The 17005-nt window shown below is 73.1% G+C and carries 15 protein-coding genes; 5 read left to right on the top strand and 10 right to left on the bottom strand.

Going from position 1 to position 17005, the window contains the following annotated elements:
* The first annotated feature begins 366 nt into the window (after positions 1–366).
* From GTQ99_RS08980 to GTQ99_RS08970, 3 genes are all read left to right on the top strand, one after another.
* Positions 367–2982, top strand: a complete 2616-nt coding sequence (locus GTQ99_RS08980) for a cell wall-binding repeat-containing protein (protein WP_166615403.1) — start codon at positions 367–369, stop codon at positions 2980–2982.
* A 347-nt stretch (positions 2983–3329) separates the two neighbouring features.
* Positions 3330–4802: a cell wall-binding repeat-containing protein gene (locus tag GTQ99_RS08975; RefSeq protein ID WP_166615402.1), complete on the top strand. Its 1473-nt coding sequence runs from the start codon at positions 3330–3332 to the stop codon at positions 4800–4802.
* 133 nt (positions 4803–4935) lie between these two features.
* A complete protein-coding gene (locus tag GTQ99_RS08970) occupies positions 4936–5892 on the top strand; it encodes a cell wall-binding repeat-containing protein (protein ID WP_166615401.1) in 957 nt (318 codons plus the stop codon).
* A 61-nt stretch (positions 5893–5953) separates the two neighbouring features.
* On the opposite strand, the gene GTQ99_RS08965 is transcribed toward GTQ99_RS08970, so the two are convergent.
* Positions 5954–6790 carry an alpha/beta fold hydrolase gene (locus GTQ99_RS08965; RefSeq protein ID WP_166615400.1) on the bottom strand — a complete coding sequence of 279 codons (837 nt, stop codon included), beginning with the start codon at positions 6788–6790 and terminating at the stop codon, positions 5954–5956.
* A gap of 311 nt (positions 6791–7101) precedes the next feature.
* Positions 7102–7404 carry a type II toxin-antitoxin system prevent-host-death family antitoxin gene (locus GTQ99_RS08960; protein WP_166615399.1) on the bottom strand — a complete coding sequence of 101 codons (303 nt, stop codon included), beginning with the start codon at positions 7402–7404 and terminating at the stop codon, positions 7102–7104.
* Between the two features lie 283 nt (positions 7405–7687).
* Here GTQ99_RS08960 and GTQ99_RS08955 point away from each other — a divergent pair, with 283 nt between their 5' ends.
* Complete coding sequence (locus tag GTQ99_RS08955; protein ID WP_166615398.1) at positions 7688–8929, top strand: MFS transporter; 1242 nt, start codon at positions 7688–7690, stop codon at positions 8927–8929.
* A gap of 54 nt (positions 8930–8983) precedes the next feature.
* Here GTQ99_RS08955 and GTQ99_RS08950 read toward each other — a convergent pair whose 3' ends face one another.
* The 7 genes from GTQ99_RS08950 to GTQ99_RS08920 all read right to left on the bottom strand — a co-directional run bounded on the left by GTQ99_RS08950 (position 8984) and on the right by GTQ99_RS08920 (position 14463).
* Entirely contained in the window at positions 8984–9475 is a 492-nt protein-coding gene (locus GTQ99_RS08950; RefSeq protein ID WP_166615397.1) for a hypothetical protein, read from the bottom strand.
* 59 nt (positions 9476–9534) lie between these two features.
* Positions 9535–10080 (bottom strand): helix-turn-helix domain-containing protein, encoded by a 546-nt coding sequence (locus tag GTQ99_RS08945; protein WP_166615396.1) that lies wholly within the window; start codon positions 10078–10080, stop codon positions 9535–9537.
* Between the two features lie 192 nt (positions 10081–10272).
* A complete protein-coding gene (locus GTQ99_RS08940) occupies positions 10273–11166 on the bottom strand; it encodes a hypothetical protein (RefSeq protein WP_166615395.1) in 894 nt (297 codons plus the stop codon).
* A gap of 10 nt (positions 11167–11176) precedes the next feature.
* A complete protein-coding gene (locus GTQ99_RS08935) occupies positions 11177–12157 on the bottom strand; it encodes a glycerophosphodiester phosphodiesterase family protein (RefSeq protein ID WP_166615394.1) in 981 nt (326 codons plus the stop codon).
* A gap of 38 nt (positions 12158–12195) precedes the next feature.
* Positions 12196–13449, bottom strand: coding sequence for a formamidase (fmdA, locus tag GTQ99_RS08930; RefSeq protein WP_166615393.1), 1254 nt, complete (start codon positions 13447–13449; stop codon positions 12196–12198).
* A 41-nt stretch (positions 13450–13490) separates the two neighbouring features.
* Positions 13491–14138 (bottom strand): AmiS/UreI family transporter, encoded by a 648-nt coding sequence (locus GTQ99_RS08925; protein ID WP_166615392.1) that lies wholly within the window; start codon positions 14136–14138, stop codon positions 13491–13493.
* A gap of 37 nt (positions 14139–14175) precedes the next feature.
* Positions 14176–14463, bottom strand: a complete 288-nt coding sequence (locus GTQ99_RS08920; RefSeq protein WP_166615391.1) for an FmdB family zinc ribbon protein — start codon at positions 14461–14463, stop codon at positions 14176–14178.
* Between the two features lie 43 nt (positions 14464–14506).
* Here GTQ99_RS08920 and GTQ99_RS08915 point away from each other — a divergent pair, with 43 nt between their 5' ends.
* Entirely contained in the window at positions 14507–15727 is a 1221-nt protein-coding gene (locus tag GTQ99_RS08915) for a heparan-alpha-glucosaminide N-acetyltransferase domain-containing protein (protein WP_166615390.1), read from the top strand.
* Here GTQ99_RS08915 and GTQ99_RS08910 read toward each other — a convergent pair.
* Positions 15635–16978, bottom strand: a complete 1344-nt coding sequence (locus tag GTQ99_RS08910; RefSeq protein WP_166615389.1) for a hypothetical protein — start codon at positions 16976–16978, stop codon at positions 15635–15637. The genes GTQ99_RS08915 and GTQ99_RS08910 overlap by 93 nt on opposite strands.
* Positions 16979–17005: the final 27 nt, after the last annotated feature.

The raw sequence follows: 17005 nt of genomic DNA, 5'->3' as shown, positions 1-17005 counted from the left end.
CGTCGGGACTCACCCACACGAGTCACACCACCCCCCGGCCCGTGCGTGACTGGTGACGCCATCCGATGTGACTACTCCGGATGGGTGAGGTGAGGCAGGCGGGACGAGTGAGGTGCCGCGTTACCAAACTGTAACAATCGGTGGTGCACGGCAAAACCGCAGGTCACAGACCGTGTGGGTACTGCGACACGCCGTAAGACTCAGAGATCTTCCATTACTCCCCGTGGTGCGGGAGTGACTCTCGTGTACGTTCTGATCTGTCACCAAGCCACTGCGCTGAGTAGCGGAGCGGCAGGGTGGCATGGCTCGCACTGAGCCGGCCCCTCGTGGGGGGGAACATCACTTCACACTGCCTTGGAGGCAATCGTGACCGCAGCAACCTCCCGGTTGCGCCGGCGTGGTATCGGGGCCGGCGTTGCGGCTCTTGTTGGTCTGACCGGCCTCGGCTTCGCCGCGGTCCCGGCCCAGGCTGACGCCAACTTCTCTTTCACGCGCCCTGCCAACACCGCTGACCGCTTTGCGACCGCTGCCAGCGTCGCCACCGCGGCGTTCCCGACCGGCGCTTCGGACGTCATCATCGCCAACGGCGACAACGCCGTCGACGCCCTCGCGGCGTCCTACCTGTCCGGTGGGACGATCCCCATCCTCTACACCCAGGCCAACGCGCTGCCCCAGGCGACGCTGGACGCGTGGACCACCCTCAAGCCCACCAAGACGTGGGTCGTCGGTGGCACCACCGCCGTCTCCGACACGGTTTACAACGCGATCACCGGCACCAAGCAGCGCATCACCGGCGCCGACCGCTACGAGACCGCCGTCAACATCGCCAAGCAGAAGGCCGGCACCACCGCGCCGACCACCGCCTTCATCGCCCGCGGTGACCAGTTCGCCGACGCCCTGGCCATCGCGCCGGTCGCCGCCAAGCTCGGCATCCCGGTCCTGCTGACCGAGACCGCTTCGCTCAACGCCACCACCGCCGCGGCGCTCGCTACCTGGGGCATCAAGAACGTCACGGTCATCGGTGGGGCTTCCGCGGTCTCCGAGAACGTCCGCACGCAGCTCACCGCTGCTGGCGTGGCCTCCACCCGCGTCGAAGGTGCGACCCGCACGAGCACCGCCACCGCGATCGCCAACAACGCGGCCTACGGCTTCGCCAAGACGGGTGTCTACCTGGTCAACGGCTTCTCGCCGGTCGACGCGCTGCCGGCTGCGGTCGCCGCTGCCAAGGTGAACGCCCCCATCATCCTGACCGACGGCGCCACCCTCGGTGCGGACGCTCAGGGTTACCTGACGAGCAACGCGAACACCCTGACCTCGGGTGTGGCTGTCGGCGGTACCACGGTGCTGCCGGAGACCGTCCTCGACGCTGGCGAGGACGCTGCGCAGACGGTCACCTCCGTCACCATCACCGCGGTTAACGCTGGCGCCAACCAGTTTACGTTCGCCGACCCGGCCACCAAGGCGCCGGTCACCGTGACCTACGCGACCACGGACCAGTTCACCGTCGGCGGGACTTCTTCGTCCCTCGGCGTGTTCGAGGCGGCCCTGAGCGCGGGTGACACGATCGTCATCTCGTCGAACACCCCGTCGGCTGGCGTGACCACCTACGCGCTGACCAATGTCGCCGCCGCCACCTACACCAGTGGCCTCGTCGGTACCGGTAGCACGGCAGCAGCGGTGAACATCGCCGAGCCGGTGACCGGTGCCACGGTCAACCAGGTGACCATCGCCGGCCTGACCGACCCCCTGTACCAGTTGAACGGTGCGGCTTCGACGGCCACGGCCTTCGCCGCAGCCATCAACCCCGGTGACCAGATCACCTTCACGGGTACTGCCGACGCTGACGTCCAGGACGTCGTCAACCTGGTCAACACCACCGTCACCGGCAAGGTGACGGCCAAGACCAGCACCACCGTGACGTTCCAGACGGCGTCGGGTGCTCTCATCACCACCGGGACCCTGACCGGCGGTGACACCCTCACCTCCGACGGGGAGGAGTCGGCCGACTTGGCCGCCTTCCTCGCCGACGTGAGCGTGGGCGACACGATCTCGTACTCGCGCAACAACGGCGAGGCCACCGTCGCGCTGACGAACGCTGCGGCGACGCCCGTGACCGGTGTCGCTGTCCAGGGCGCCGACCCGACTGCCCTGGTCGTCTACTCGGGTTCCTCGACGACGGCTGCTCCGGCAGCCCCGTTCGACACCACGGGTGCCGGCGTGACCCTCACGGTTGATGGCGCACAGGTGACCGCGGCGGAGTTCGCCGCCGCCCTCACGCCTGGCGACGAGGTGACCATCACGCCTCCGGACGGTGCCATCGACACGACGGGTTCTGCTGCGCTGACCAACAGGGGCCTGTCGGGTCCTGTCGGCGGCATCGTCACCGGCTCTGACACCCTGGATGTCTACACGGCGGCGGGCGTGGCCGGTGGTGTCGAGGTCGTTGACAACATCAACTACCGCACGAACTACTTCTACGCTGGGAACACTTCCAGCACGTACTTCGTGAACGGGACGTCGCAGACGGCCGACCAGTTCGAGACGGCGCTCGCGTCCGTCGCAAACGGCGCAAGCACCGGGTCGCTGCAGTTGGTCGACAACGGGGCCGTCACTGAGTGGCGTCTGACCACCGCAGCCGTCACTGCCGCACCGACGCTGGTCTCGGCTTCGATCTCTGTCAACGCCGCCGGTGATGACACCGTGACGCTGCAGTTCAGCAAGCCGGTCTACTACTCCGCGGCCCCGGCTCCGGGTGATGTGACCTACGGCTCCGCTTCCAACGCGATCTCCGCGGTGTCCCCGACTTTCGCGGGCACGGCAAGCAACACGATCACGCTGACGGTGGCGGAGACGCTGAGTGCGGTCCCCAGCCCGGCTACCACCGCATTTACGCTGACGGCTCAGGGTGCCGCGAAGATCAAGGACGCGAACGGCGTTTCGGTTGCCGCTGCGACGACCGTGACTGCTTCGGTCGTTTCCTGATCAGCAGCACTGAATGTTGAAGGGCCCCCGCTCACGCGGGGGCCCTTCCGCATTTTGTAGTTAAAGCTTTTTGGGTCTGTATTACGCTCCATCCCTCCTTATATGGAAAGTGTCCAAAAGAGTGGTGAAATCGAAACATTTCTTGGATTGTCGACGCCAGTAAGCATGCTTAAGAAATTCTTGCTTCGTCTATGTCGCCCGAAGCCGGTGTTGATGACATGCGCGCTGACCAGCAACGCCGAGCTGGCCGCGCCCCGCCTCACCTCGCAGGCCCCCACGCTGGCGGCGGTGAAGTCCGCCTTCTCGCACACCTCACCGCGACCGGCACCCCGGCGCCCGCCTGGTCGGTGTTCGGCGCGACGGCCCTGCCCGCCGCTCTGAGCCTCAACCCGGTCACCGGTGTCCTCCCCGGCACCCGGACCACCGCGGGCAGCACCACCTTCACCGTCCGCGCGGAGGACTCCGAGGGTCACGACGACCAGGTCATCACCCTGGTGGTCGCCGCCGCCGTCGCCGCCGCCGTCGCCGCCGTCGCCGCCGCGACCGCGGTGACCGCCGCCCCGACCGCGGTGACCGTCGCCGCGGGCGACGGCCGCGCGGTGCTGACGTGGACGGCGCCGAAGGAGACCGGCATCGGCCCGGTCACCGGGTACTCCATCGTCCCGATCAAGGACGGGGTCGCGCAGGCGCCGGTGACCGCCCCGGCGACCGCGTCCAAGCTCACCGTCAAGGGCCTCACCAACGGCGCCGCGTACACGTTCACGGTGGCGGCGACGACGATCGCCGGCCCCGGCACCCCGTCGGCGGCGACCACGGCCGTCACCCCGTACGCGACGGTGAAGAAGCCGGCCTTCGACGCCAAGGGCTACCGCTTCGCCGGTGCGGACCGCATCAGCACCGCCATCACCGCCTCCAAGGCGATGTACCCGACGACGGGGTCCGTGGGCGCGGTCGTGGTCTCCGCGGCCTCCCGCTACGCCGACGCCCTCGCCGGGGCGCGGCTGGCCTCGGCGGTCTCCGCGCCGCTGCTGCTCACCGACACCGACGTCCTCACCAAGAGCGTCGCCGAGGAGGTCAAGCGCGTCCTGGCCCCCGGCGGCACGGTCTACGTGCTCGGCGGCACCGGTGTCGTGTCCACCCCGGCGTACACCTCGCTCACCGAGCTGTCGGCCACGTTCGAGGTCAAGCGCATCGCCGGTGACGACCGGTTCTCCACGGCCGCCGCGATCGCCGACGAGGTGACCGCCGTCGTGCCGACGACGACCACCGCCCCCGTGTACCTGGCCAGCGGCACGAACTTCCCCGACGGCCTGGCCGTCTCCGCGCTCGCCGCCCGCACCGGCGGCGTGGTGCTGCTCACCGACGGCGCCGCGCTGGCGACCGCGACCGCGCAGTACCTCGTTAAGAACGACCCGAAGGGCGAGCGCGTCGTCGCCGTCGGCGGTCCCGCTGCCGCGGCGGCCTCCTCGCTGGCCGACGCCGCCGGCATCGCCGCGCGCAAGGTCGTCGGCGCGGACCGGTTCGCCACCGCGCGCCTCGTCGCTGAGCGCTTCGCCACCACCGCCGGCACGCCCACCCGCTCCGTCGGCGTCGCGACCGGGGAGAACTGGCCGGACGCGCTCGTAGCCTCCGCCGCGATGGGCACCATCGGCGGGCCGCTGCTGCTCACCGGCGGCACCGACCTCAACGCCGAGGCGAAGGGCGCGCTGGACAAGCTCAACGGCACCAAGCCGCTGTCCACCGGTTTCGTCTTCGGCGGCAGCGCCACGGTGAGCGACAAGGCCGCGGCGACGTTCGGCGGGTACCTGCACGTCGACTGACGGCCCGGTCGCCTGCGCGGCCGGAGCGCCGGTCCCTCTCATCCGTCCGGGGGACCGGCGCCCCGGACCGCCTGCGCGGGTGGGCGAGCCGCTGCCACACTGGCGGCTCACCGCGATCCACCAGGAGACACCCGTGCGCCGCCCAGCCCTGCTCGCCCTCACTCTCGCCGCCGCTCTCGGTGTCGCCACCGCCGCTCCGGCCCAGGCCGCCGACGAGCGCATCGCCGGCCAGGACCGCTACGGCACCGCCGCCGCCGTCTCCGGCGCCTTCGAGGGCGACGCCTTCGCCCCCGTGTACCTGGCGACGGGGGAGAACTTCCCCGACGCCCTCGCCGCGAGCGCCGCCGCCGCAGGCGAGCAGAGCCGGGTGCTGCTCACCGGCCGCTACACGGTCCCGCAGGCCACCCTCGACGAGCTCGTGCGCCTGGACACCCAGTACGTCTACATCGTCGGCGGGACCGCGTCGGTGAGCGCGGCCGTGGAGGCGGAGCTGGAGCGCCTCGGCTACTCGGTGCTGCGCCTGGACGGCGACGACCGCTACGCCACGGCCGTCACGGTCGCCGAAATCCTCTACGACGACCCGGACACCGTGTTCCTCGCCACCGGGGAGAACTACCCCGACGCCCTCGCCGGCGCCGCCGCGGCGGGCAGCCAGGGCGCACCGATCCTGCTGGTGGGGCGCACGTTCCTGCCCGAGCCGGTGCGCGCCGCCCTGACGGGGGAGGACCTCTTCCCGCTGCAGCCCAGCCGGTTCATCGTCCTCGGCGGGCAGAGCGCCGTCTCCGACGCGGTGCTGGACCAGATCCGCGCCGCCGGATACGGGGACGCGACGTTCGAGCGCATCCAGGGCGCCGACCGCTACGGCACCGCCGTCGCGGTGGGCCAGCGGTTCTTCGGCACCAGCACGACCGCCGTGCTCGCGGTGGGGGAGAACTACCCCGACGCGCTGGCCGCCGGCCCGTTCGCCGCGAACATCGCCGCGCCGCTGCTGCTCACCGGCGCCGGCAGCACGCCCGCGGCCACCGCGGCGGAGCTGGAGCGCCGCGGCACCACCGACCGCTTCTTCGTGGGCGCCGCCCGACCGTCCTGACCCGCACCGCGACGTGGACGGCCGGCCGGTGCCCCGCGGCACCGGCCGGCCGGTTCCCCGCTCAGGAAGCCAGGAACTCCAGCAGCACGCGGTTGAACTCCTCGGCGTGGCTGACGTTGATGCCGTGCGGGCCGCCGGCGATCACGTGCAGGCGGCTGCCGGGGATCGCGGCGTGCGTGCGCGCGCCGGAGCCCTCGAAGGGCACCGTGCCGTCGCCGTCGCCGTGGAGGACGAGGGCGGGAACGCTCACCTTGGTCAGGTCGTCGCGGAAGTCGGTGGTCCCGAACGCCTCCATGGCCTTCAGCGCCGCCTTCTTGTCCGCCTGCTCGGTCAGGGCGAGTGCCTCCTGGCGCTGGGCCTCGCTGACCTTCAGGACGCCGTCGACGGAGAAGAAGTCGGTGATGAAACCGTCGTAGAAGGAGTCCTCGTCGGCCTTGAGGGCCGCTTCCATCTGCGCGGCCTGCTCCTTGGTGAGCGGGCCGTCGGGGTTGTCCTCGCCCTGGGTCATGTACGGGGGCACGGCGGCGGCGAAGACGACGCTGCGCAGTCGCTCGGTGCCGTACTTGGTGAAGTAGCGGGCCACCTCACCGCCGCCCATGGAGAAGCCGACGAGGGTGACGTCGTTCAGGTCCAGGGCCTCGAGCAGGGCGTGCAGGTCCTCGGTGAGGGTGTCGTAGTCGTAGCCGGTGCGGGTCTTGTCGCTGCGCCCGAAGCCGCGGCGGTCGTAGGTGACGACCCGGTAGCCGGCCTCGGCGAGAGCGGGCACCTGCTGCGACCAGGAGGCACCCGACAGCGGCCAGCCGTGGATGAGAACGACGGGGCGGCCGGGGCCGCCGGTGTCGTCGACGTGCAGGTCGGTGTCCTTGAAGAGGCCGTGGTGGGCGGTGATCTCCGTCATGACTCCCCTTCGGAGCGGAGGCGGTGGTGGTCTGGTCCGGATCGGGCACCACCGACCGCCCGGGGGCGTCGGCCGCTGCTCGACCACGGCGGCGAGCCTGCCCGCTGCACGATCGATCCGCGCGCCGAGCGCTGCCCTGGCGGTGGAGGCGGCGGCGTCCGGGGGACACCGGTGACCCTCGGTGGTTCCGTCCTCGCTCAGCGGTGCGGTCCCTCGGCGTTCGGCGTCATCACCCGAGAATCGGTGCCCGGAACTCGAGCGTGACGAGACGCCGGTGCCCATGAGCGGGCTCGTCAGCCGGTGGAATCCTCCTACGTCTGCCGGGATCGTGTCCGACGGTGCCGCTCGAAGAGGTCGCTGACGTCGTCGTCGAAGTGCTCGTCGAGGTCGGTGCGCAGCCGCCCGGCCAGGCCCGGGTCGAGGTGAGCGAGGGCGCCGATGACCTGCCCGGCCGGCACCCAGGTCTGCGGGCCGCCCGGTTGCGACGGCTCGTGCGGACCGATGGTGGCGACCGGTCGCCCCTCACGGGTGACGGTGAAGGTCTCGCCCTCCTGCACCTCGCGCAGAACCCGCGCGAGCTGGTCGCGCAGGTCCTCGGCGGAGATGGTCCTCACCGCATCGACGGTAGCGGTGATCACCACGATCTGGCCGTCGTGGACTTGGATCATCGATGCAGCTGAGCAGGCACCGTGACGTGGTCTTGAGGAAGACGTGCAACAGGCTGTTGCACGAAGTTCGGGCCTGGCCGGGCGGTGGCGACGGCACGTACTGCGGATCGTGCCGTGATCAGCCGCGTTGCTGCGGGAAGACGGCCCGCAGGTCGGCGGTAGGCGGTCGACGACCACCGGTCGCAGCCACCGGGGAGCCCCCGGGGCGGTCAGCACGTAGCGTCCAGGGGTGTCGTCCCCCAGCGCCGAGCCGTCCGCCCGCCCCCGGCTCGGCGTCCTGCCGGGCCTGCTGGTCCTGCTGACCCCGCTGTCGCAGCTCGGGTTCATCCCCGTCTCGGTGGTCCTGGGCGACCGCATCGGCCTGAGCGTCGGGCAGGTCGGCGTCACCGTCGGCGTGTACGCGGCGGCCGCGGCGCTGGGCACGGTGCTGCTCGGCCCGCTGTTCGACCTGCTCTCCCCGCGCCGGGTGCTGCCGGTGGCGGTCGCGGCCAACGTGGTGCTGTCGGCGGCGCTGCTGCTGGAACCGGGGTTCGCGGGGATCGTCCTGGCCCGGGTCCTCACCGGCATCACCAACAGCGCGCTCATGCTGTGCGCGGCCGTCATCGTGGCCGACGCCCACCGCGAGGACCCCGGCGGGCGCGACCGCGGGTTCTCCCGGCTGCAGACGTTCACCAGCGTGGGCGCCGCGTCGGGGCTCGCGGTGGGGGCGGTCGCGGCCGGGCTGGGCTCGCCGCAGCTGTGGTCGTGGGTCGTCGTCGGGTACGGCGTGCTCGTCCTGGCGCTGGCGCCCCTCATCGCCCGCCGGGTGCCGCCCGCGCCCGCCCACCACGGGCAGGTGCGGCCGGTGCTGCGGCTGCGGGTGCTGCTGGGCGAGGTCCACGCGGCGCTGCTCGTGCCCCGCACGGCGCTGCTGCTGCTGGCCGCCGCCGGGGTGGGCTGGGCGATCCAGGCCGCGCACTACGCGGTGAGCGTGGTCTCCCAGCAGACCCAGCCCGTGCTGTGGCAGCGCGTGCTGGTCGCCGTGATGATCCCCGCCGGGGTGTTCGCCGGCAGCAGCCTCAACCAGCTCCTGCTGGTCCGCTCCGGTGCCGCGGGCCTGTTCGCCCGCGCCTACCCGGCGCTGCCGGTGGTGTGCCTGGCGCTCGCCGGGGTCGTCGCGAGCGGGCCGGTGTGGGCGAGCACCGCGGTCCTCGTCGCCTTCGGGGTGGTGACGGGGGTGCTCATGCCGCTCAGCCCGGCCCTCGTCGTCGGCTGGCACCCCGACCTGCGCGCCAGCGTGTCCGCCGCCGAGTCGGTCGCGAAGGCGCTCGGCTCGACGGTGAGCCCGGTCGTGCTGGGCGCGGTGGCCGCGGCCACGTCGCTGGGGTGGGGCCTCGCGGTCGTCGCGCTGCTGACCGCCGCCGGGGCGGTGTGCGCGCGGCTCAGCACCCGCCCGTCGCGGCAACCGGTCGCGGTGGACGCGGCCGGCTGACCGGTCCTCACCCCGCCGAGGACCACGCCGACCAGTGGGTGAGGGCCCGCTCCATCACCTGCCGGCGTGCGGTCGGTGCTCGTGCCCGTCGAGCCAGCGGAGGACGCGTGCGGTGCGCGAGCGAGGCGGTGGCAACGTCTCCGCTCGCTCGCGCAGCGTCGTCGGGGAGACGAGCCCCGCGTCGATCAGTGCGGAGACGAAGTCGTAGTCCTTCATCCGTGCCGCGACCAGCTTGGCGACGGCCAGGTCGTGCGCCTCCAGGCAGTGCGCTCGTCCGGGCACGCTGGACCGGTTCTCCCACACCACCACGCGTTCGCGCCACCCGTCCGGCAGGACGGCTGTGGTGATGGACACGCCTTGGGCGTAGTAGCCGTACGTCTGGTGGAACCCGCTGTCCTCGCCGATGGCGCCGTCCACCGCGTCGGACTTCCGGTCGTCGAGATCGTTCCAGAAGGTGACGTCGGCCTCCACCGACCCGATCACCGGGTCGGGCAGGTCGTCCTCGTCGTAGCTGCCGAGGATGGATTGCGAGCCGATGACGACCACATCGGGGTCGCCGGCGATCTGGCTGGCCGCGCGCAGGATGTGAGCAAGGTCCGCTCGCCTCACTCGGCGCCCCACGTGGAGCGCGTCGAGGAGTGTGCTGCGAAGGCGTCGCGCACGTGACGACGTTCGTCCTCGCTCAGGACCGCGGCGAAGGGCGAGTTCTGCCGCAGCTCCCGCGCTCGTGGTGAGGGTGAGGTCAAGGTCGTCAGGATGTCGTCGACGGGGCCGTCCAGGAGGTCGGCCCACTCCGCCAGCCACTTCGCCGCCTGACCACGCGGGTGCCGCTCCCGCATCGTGCTCAGGTTCGCCCGCGCCCGCGCGAGCGTGGTCTCGGGGTCGGTCACCAGGTGCCCGGCCACGGCGTGCGCCAGCCACAGGCTGCGCCGCTGGTCCCGGCTCAGCCGGGCGGCCGTGGCCCGGAGGGCCTCGACGTCGGCGCGCCGTACCCGGCGGTGCACGCCGGTGGTCGTGAAGGGGAGGTCACCGCGATCGCAGAGGTTGACCACGTGCTGGCGTGAGACGCCGAGGATGCGTGCCGCCTCACCGGTCGTCAGCAGGTCCTGGCTGACCGATGCTCGAGTGTCGTCGAAGACTGCGGTACGCACCCACCGAGCATACGTCCAAGCGCAACAAACGCAACACCTCGTGTTCGGTGTTGTGCCTGTTGGGTTTGTGCGACGAGGGGCGCGCAGGGACGTCGGGTGGCGCTCGTGGTACTGGTCGAACCGCGGCGGCGCGTTCAGCGGGTACCTGCACGCCGACCGGCGGTGGGAGCCCGATGCGCTCCCGGACCGGGATCAGGGCAGCCGGAAGCTGGTGTGCGCCTGCCGCGTCCGGGCGTGGATGATGCACGGCTCCACCCCGAGGAACCTCAACTGCGTGATGGTCCAGCCGCACCGCGTCGGGGAGCGGGACCAGGCGCAGACCCACACCGCTCCACGCCCCGGCGAGAAGGTGTGCTCGACCGAGGCGACGCCCGTGGCGGCGGCGCCGGCGGTCGCGGTCCACAGGGTGGCCGCCGCCGACGTGCCGAGCTCCCGGTCGGAGGTGTCGCCGGCCGCGCAGCCCTCCGCCGTGGCCGACGTCGCCAGGCGGGCCCGCAGGGCCTCGTCGGCCTGCAACCCGCTGGTGCCGCTGCTGAGGACGTACGTCCCGTCCGCGCTCCCGCGCGCCAGGGAGATGGTCGGGACGGTCGCCGCGGTGGGGTACCAGGCCGCCGAGAAGATGGCGAAGCAGATGGCGGCCACGGTGACGGTGCCCAGGAAGCGCCAGGTGGTGCCCCTCGTCCGCCAGACGGCCGCCAGCAGGGGGATCGCGACGATGGCGGCGGAGATGACCGCCATCTGGAAGGGGGCGTTGCGCACCAGGACCGGGAGCGCCTCCTGGTTCGTCACCCCGACGAGGAGCAGGAGCGCGACCACCCCCAGCAGGACCTTGCCGAGGGCGGTGAGCGCGTCGTGGAAGGCGGTGAAGCGCTCGCTGACGTCGGGCAGGGAGTCGTCGTACCACCTGCGCAGCCGGGCGAGGAGCCGTCCCCACGGCGACGTCGCGCGCTTGAGCAGCCTCTTGCCGAGCCGCACCTCGCGCCGCAGCGCCGCGAGCCGCCGCTCGTGCTCGGCCTCGCGGGTGAGCTGCTCGACCTCGCGCTGCAGGGCCTGGGCGTCCCTCGAGCCGCCGGGGGCGCGGCGCACGTCCCCGCCCTCACGTGCTCGGCGCGGGCTGGTGCCCCAGCAGCCGGGCGAGCACGTCGGGGCGGTCGGTCATGATGCCGTCGACCCCCCAGCCCAGCAGCCGGCGCATCGCCGGTTCGTCGTCGACCGTCCACACGTCCACCCGCAGGCCGTCCGCGCGGGCCCGGCGGACCGCGCCCGCCGTGGTGACGCGGACGCCGTGCCAGGTGTCCGGCGGCTGGAGCGCCTGGAACGCCGGTGCGTGCAGGCCGCCGAGCCCGGTGAGCCCCAGGAGGCGGTGGATCGCGAACTCGCCGACCGACGCGCCGGTGGCGACCGTGCCGCCGCTGGCCCGGCGGAAGCGCCGGATCGCCGCGCCGCTCGTCGTCACGACGAGCGTGCGCCGCTGCGCGCCGGCGGCCTCCACCACCCGCCACACCGCCTCCTCCGCGCCCGCGCGGCGGCTCTTGAGCTCGATGTTCACCGGCCGGTCGGGGAACTCCCGGTAGATCGCCGCCAGCGTCGGGATGCGCACCCCCCTGCCGCGCCAGGGGAAGCCGGTGGCGCCCTCGGGCTGGAAGCGGTGGCCGGCGTCCAGCCGCTGCAGCTCCGCCAGCGTCAGCTCCGCCACCGGCCCCGTCCCGTCCGTGGTGCGGTCCACGGTCTCGTCGTGCAGGACCACGACCTCGCCGTCCGCGCTGACGTGCACGTCGAGCTCCAGGACGATGTCGCCGAACAGCCGCAGCGCCTCGCGGAACCCCTCGACGGTGTCCTCGGGCACGACGTGCCGCCCGCCGCGGTGGGCGAAGTTGACCGGCCAGCCCGTCGGGGTCGGGGCCCGGGCGGTCGTGGTTCCGCTGCGCGCCCGCTCGAGCGCGCGGGCGGTGGCGGTGGCGGCCACCGCGCCGACGGCCAGGCCCAGCAGCAGCGGCGCCGCGCCCAGGCGGAACTGCCAGATGCCGTCGGCGACCACCGACCCGGGACCGGTCTGCTTGACGATCGCGTTGCTCACCGGACCTCCGCGGACGGTGGGGGGTGGGGGGAGGGGGCTCAGAAGCTGGAGCGCGGCACGCCCATCCCGGGGTCGACCTGCACCGGCCCGTTCGCCGAGGGGCGCACGTCGAAGTCGAAGATGGCGGTCGGCAGGTACACCGTCGAGCAGGAGTTGGGGATGTCCACGACCCCGGAGAGCCGGCCCTCGATGGGGGCGGCGCCGAGGATCATGTAGGCCTGCTCGGGGCTGTAGCCGAACTTCGTCAGGTAGTCGATCGCGTGCAGGCAGGCCCGCTGGTAGGACAGGTGGGAGTCCAGGTAGCGCTGCTCGCCGTCGAGGGTGACGGAGGTGCCGGAGAACGCCAGCCACTGGCTGTACTGCGGGTCGGTGTTGCCCGGCATGAAGATCGCGTTCTCGGTGACGCCGTAGGTGCTCATGCCGCCCTTGATGAGGTCGACGTGCAGGTCGATGAACCCGCCCATCTCGATGGCGCCGCAGAAGGTGATCTCCCCGTCGCCCTGGGAGAAGTGCAGGTCGCCCATCGACAGGTTCGCCCCGTCGACGAAGACGGGGTAGAAGACGCGGGTCCCCTTGGTGAAGTTCTTGATGTCCTGGTTGCCGCCGTTCTCCCGCGGCGGGGCGGTGCGGGCGGCCTCGGCGGCGGCGCGTTCGAAGGCGTCGCCGGTGAGGCCGCCGAGGATGGCGTCCTGCGGCAGCGGCGGCAGCGCCAGCGCCGGGACCCGCTCGGGGTCGGTGGCGATGAGCGCGCCCTCGCGGGCGTTCCACTTCGCCAGCAGCTCGTGGGAGGGGGCGGTGCCCATGAGGCCGGGGTGCACGATGCCGGTGAAGGAGACGCCGGGCACGTGGCGGGAGGTGGCCTGCTGGCCGCGGAAGTCCCAGATCACCTTGTAGGCGTCGGGGAACTGCTCGGTGAGGAACCCGCCGCCGTTCTGCGTGGCGAAGATGCCGGTGTAGCCCCAGCCCTGCCCGGCCAGCGGGCCGGAGTCCTCCTGCGGGATGGGTCCCACGTCCACGATGTCGACCACGAGCAGGTCCCCGGGCTGGGCGCCCTCGACGGCGATGGGCCCGCTGAGGACGTGGACGGTGGACAGCGGCGCGTCGCGGACGTCGTCGGCGGAGTCGTCGTTGTGGATGGCGCCGTCGAACCACTCGCGGCAGTGCACCCGGAAGGTGCTGTCGCGCTTCACGTGCACCTGCGCGGGGATGTCGGGGTGCCAGCGGTTGTGCCCGAGCTTCTCCTGCTCGGTGAACTTCTTGGTCGAGTCCAGCGGGAAGACCACTTCGGGCATCGGATCTCCTTCGTCGGGTCGGGCGGGTGCGCGGGCGGGGCTCAGCGCAGCGGAGGGCCCCCGGCCGTCCGCGCCGGCCCCGCGGGGACGCGCTCGCGCCGCGGGCCGGTGAGGCGGGGGTAGAGGACGCCGAACACCACGGCGCCGAAGATCGCGAGCACGATGGCCAGGGCGGTGACGTTGGGCTGCCAGTTGCCGGTGAGCAGCAGGAACGCCGGGACGGCGCCGGTGACGATGCCCTGGACGGCGGCCACGGCGCCGGTGTAGCGGGTCAGGCCGTCGCGGCCCAGGCCGAGCAGGACGAAGAAGAGCCCCCACAGGAAGGCCCAGTACAGCCAGACCACCCCGAAGGCGGGGTCGTCGAAGCGCACGAAGTTCAGGCCCGAGTAGACCAGCGCGCACGCGGCGACGAACAGGGAGAACCACCCGAGGCCGCTGCCGTCCAGGCCCAGCAGCTGGTTGAAGGCCACGTAGAGGTAGGTGAAGCCGAACAGGTACAACCCCGAGGCGCCGAGGATCGTGTCCGCGTCCCCGCCGGCGGTGAAGATCAGGTAGGTGGGGGTGATGACCTGCAGGACACCGACGAAGATGTTCAGCGGTGCGGCGGCGCGGCCGTCCACCCGGCCCAGCAGCATCATGCCGTTGAGGAAGAGCACGGCACCCACGTAGAGCAGTCCGACGTTCCCCACGGGCTCGTCCTCCTTCGTGCGCTGGAGCAGCGGCCGCCTAGGGCCTCGGCAGCCGGCGCTGGGCCGGCGAGGGCTGCGCGGGGGCCGGGCGGCGTCGCCCGGCCGGTGGCAGCGAGGTCACGACGTCGGGTTCGTGCGCCGAGCGCTCCGCGCGCTCGATGGCCGCCGCGGCCGGGCGGGAGGCGCGGGAGAGCGCCGGTGCGGTGAAGACGCGCCGCGCCGCACCGGAACAGGTCGGGCACGGGCGACGGGGCGCCGCGGTGCCGATCGGGCTGCTGGCCTCGAACGGGCCGTCGTCGTCGCACAGGTACTGGTACAGCGCCATCGTCCCTCCACGTCGTCGTGCAGGTCGAGCGGGTGATCGCCACGTGCGCGTCAGCATGTCCCTGCGCGTGGGGGCCGTCAAGGTCGTCGGCAACCGGCCACGCTGCGTCGAGATGCGGTGGCAGAGTGGAGCGGTGACGACGCCGGCCGAACCCACCACCGCGCCCCGCGCACCCGCCCGCACCGGCGGGCGCATCACCAGCCTGGACGTCGTGCGCGGTCTCATGCTCGTGGTGAGCGTCGCCGTCAACAGCCTCGTCGTGACGCCGCCGTGGTTCGAGCACGCCGAGTGGGAGGGCGTGCACGGCCTGGACCTGGTGTTCCCCGTCTTCGTCACCCTCACCGGCTGCGGGCTGGGGTTCGCCATGCACCGGCGCACCGAGGTCGGCGGGCTGGCCCGGCGCGTCCTCGTGCTGCTGGCCGTCGGGCTGCTCTACAACGCGCTCGTCGCGAACCCGTGGAGCGCGGCGACCTGGCGCTACCCCGGGGTGCTGCAGCTGTACGCCGGGGTGGTCCTCGTCCTCGCCCTCGGGCACCTGCTGACCCGCTCGGCGCGCGGCTGGTTCGCCATCGCGCTCGTGCTCGCGCTGGTGTGGACGGGCGTGCTGGCGTGGTTCGCGACGACCTGCCCGGGCGGGGAGCTGACGCGGGCGTGCAACCCCTCCGGCGTCGTGGACCCGGCGGTGTTCGGCGCCGCGCACGTCTACGGCGGCGGGCAGCCCGGGCACGACCCCGAGGGGCTGCCGGCGGTCCTCGGCGCCTGCGTCAGCGCGGCGGCCGGGGCCTGCGTCGGGCACCTGCTGCTGTCGGCGCGCTCGCGCGGGCGCGGCACCCGCGCCGCGACCGCCCCCGTGCTGGCCGCGGCCGCGGCGTTCGCGCTGCTGGCCGGGCTGACGGCGGCCGTGCCGGGGCTGCTCACCGGTCACGAGGTGCCGGCGATGAAGCGGCTGTGGACGCCGCCGTTCGCGCTGGCCGTGGCGGCCGCCGTCGCGGTGGTGCTGCTCGCCGGGCACCTGCTGCTGGACTCGCGCCGCACCCCGGCGCTGCTGCGGCGGGCGGTGTGGCCGCTGGAGGCGCTGGGCCGCAACAGCCTGCTCGTGTACTTCGGCTCGCACGTCGTCGCGGCGCTGGTGCTGCACCGCGCCGCGCCGGACGTGCTGGAGCGCCTGCACTCAGCGCAGTGGCAGACCACCGCGGTCGCCGTCCTGGCGTGGACCGCCCTGGCCGCCCTGCTGCACCGCCTCCGCGTGTACCTGCGCCCCTGAGGGCCGGGAGGCGGGCACCACGGCGGCCAGCACCAGCACGCCCAGCGCGGCGGCCAGGCTGCGGTAGGTGAAGAAGGCGTGGATCTGCGAGTGGTTGCTCAGCACGCAGTACCAGGCGGGGACGACGAGCGCGGGGGCGGCCAGGACGGCGGTGCGCGCCAGGGCCCGCGGGCCGTGGCGGCGCACCGTCAGCACCAGGGCGATCGCGACGACGGCGGCGGCGAGCGCGAGCACCGGGACGAGGGTGGCGGTGTGCCCGGTCCACCAGCGCCAGTTCGCGACCAGCCCGGCGCCGAACTCCTGCGAGACGTCCCCGCCGTCGAGGCGGAAGCGGCTGACCTCCTGCACCTTGGTGAACACCCCCGGGCCCTGCACGAGCGCGGCGACCACCCACCGCGAGACCCAGGTGAACGCGAACGCCAGCGGCCAGGCGAGGCCCGCGGCCAGCGTCGTGCGCAGCACCGGCGCCAGGCCGCTGCGCCGGCGGGCGGCCACCGCCCCGGCGCTCGCCGCGCACAGCGCCCAGGCCATCGGCGGCACCGTCAGCAGGTCGACGTAGCAGAACAGCGCCGCCGAACCCGCCGCCGCCAGCGCCGCGCCGCGCCAGCCGTGCGAGGCGCCCACCGCGCTCAGCGCGACCCCGGCCGCCACCGCCGCCAGGGCGATGCCGTGGCTGAACGCCTCCGCGGGCATCGCCAGCGCGTTCGTCGCCGCGGCCACCGGCACCAGCAGCGCGAACGCCGCCGGGGTGCCCGCGCGGCGCACCAGCGCCAGGAAGGCGGCCAGCACCGCCACCGCGAACACCGCGCTCACGACCAGCCGCAACCCCGGCACGTCCGTCAGCGCCAGCACCGGCCGGGTCAGCACCGAGTACCCGCTCCAGTAGCGGAAGTACGTCGCCGGGGGGATCACGGAGGCTCCGGCGGCGAGCGCGCGGATCTCGGCCACCCCGTCCTCGCAGGAGGACAGCCGCGGTCCGCCGGTGGCGCGGAACCACAGGCCGCGGTCGTCGTCGGCGGAGCTGACGCCGTAGCCCAGGACGACGCACTCGGTGAAGCGGTCCGCGCTGCCGCCGACGCGGTCGGGGGCGTAGGGGGCGCCGTAGTCGCCGCTGTCCACGGCCTGCGCCAGGTGGCGCACGATCGGCTCGTTGGGCACCGCCTGCGCGGCGACGAGCAGGCCGAGCAGGACGAGCTGCAGGACGACCAGGCCGGCGAGCGCCTTCGCCGCGAACCGCAGGACGCCCCTCACCGCCGGCCGGTCCGGGGTCCGGGGTGG

The sequence above is a fragment of the Kineococcus vitellinus genome (assembly GCF_009906315.1).
Classification (GTDB): Bacteria; Actinomycetota; Actinomycetes; order Actinomycetales; family Kineococcaceae; genus Kineococcus; species Kineococcus vitellinus.
Note: the sequence above shows the minus strand (reverse complement) of the source record. Positions and strands in the feature narration are given on the sequence as shown.

Bases quoted from the DNA above. Each gene is read 5' to 3' on its own strand.
- GTQ99_RS08920 (WP_166615391.1), bottom strand. From the start codon at position 14,463: ATGGCGCTGTACCAGTACCTGTGCGACGACGACGGCCCGTTCGAGGCC.
- fmdA (WP_166615393.1), bottom strand. From the start codon at position 13,449: ATGCCCGAAGTGGTCTTCCCGCTGGACTCGACCAAGAAGTTCACCGAG.
- GTQ99_RS08965 (WP_166615400.1), bottom strand. From the start codon at position 6,790: ATGACGGAGATCACCGCCCACCACGGCCTCTTCAAGGACACCGACCTG.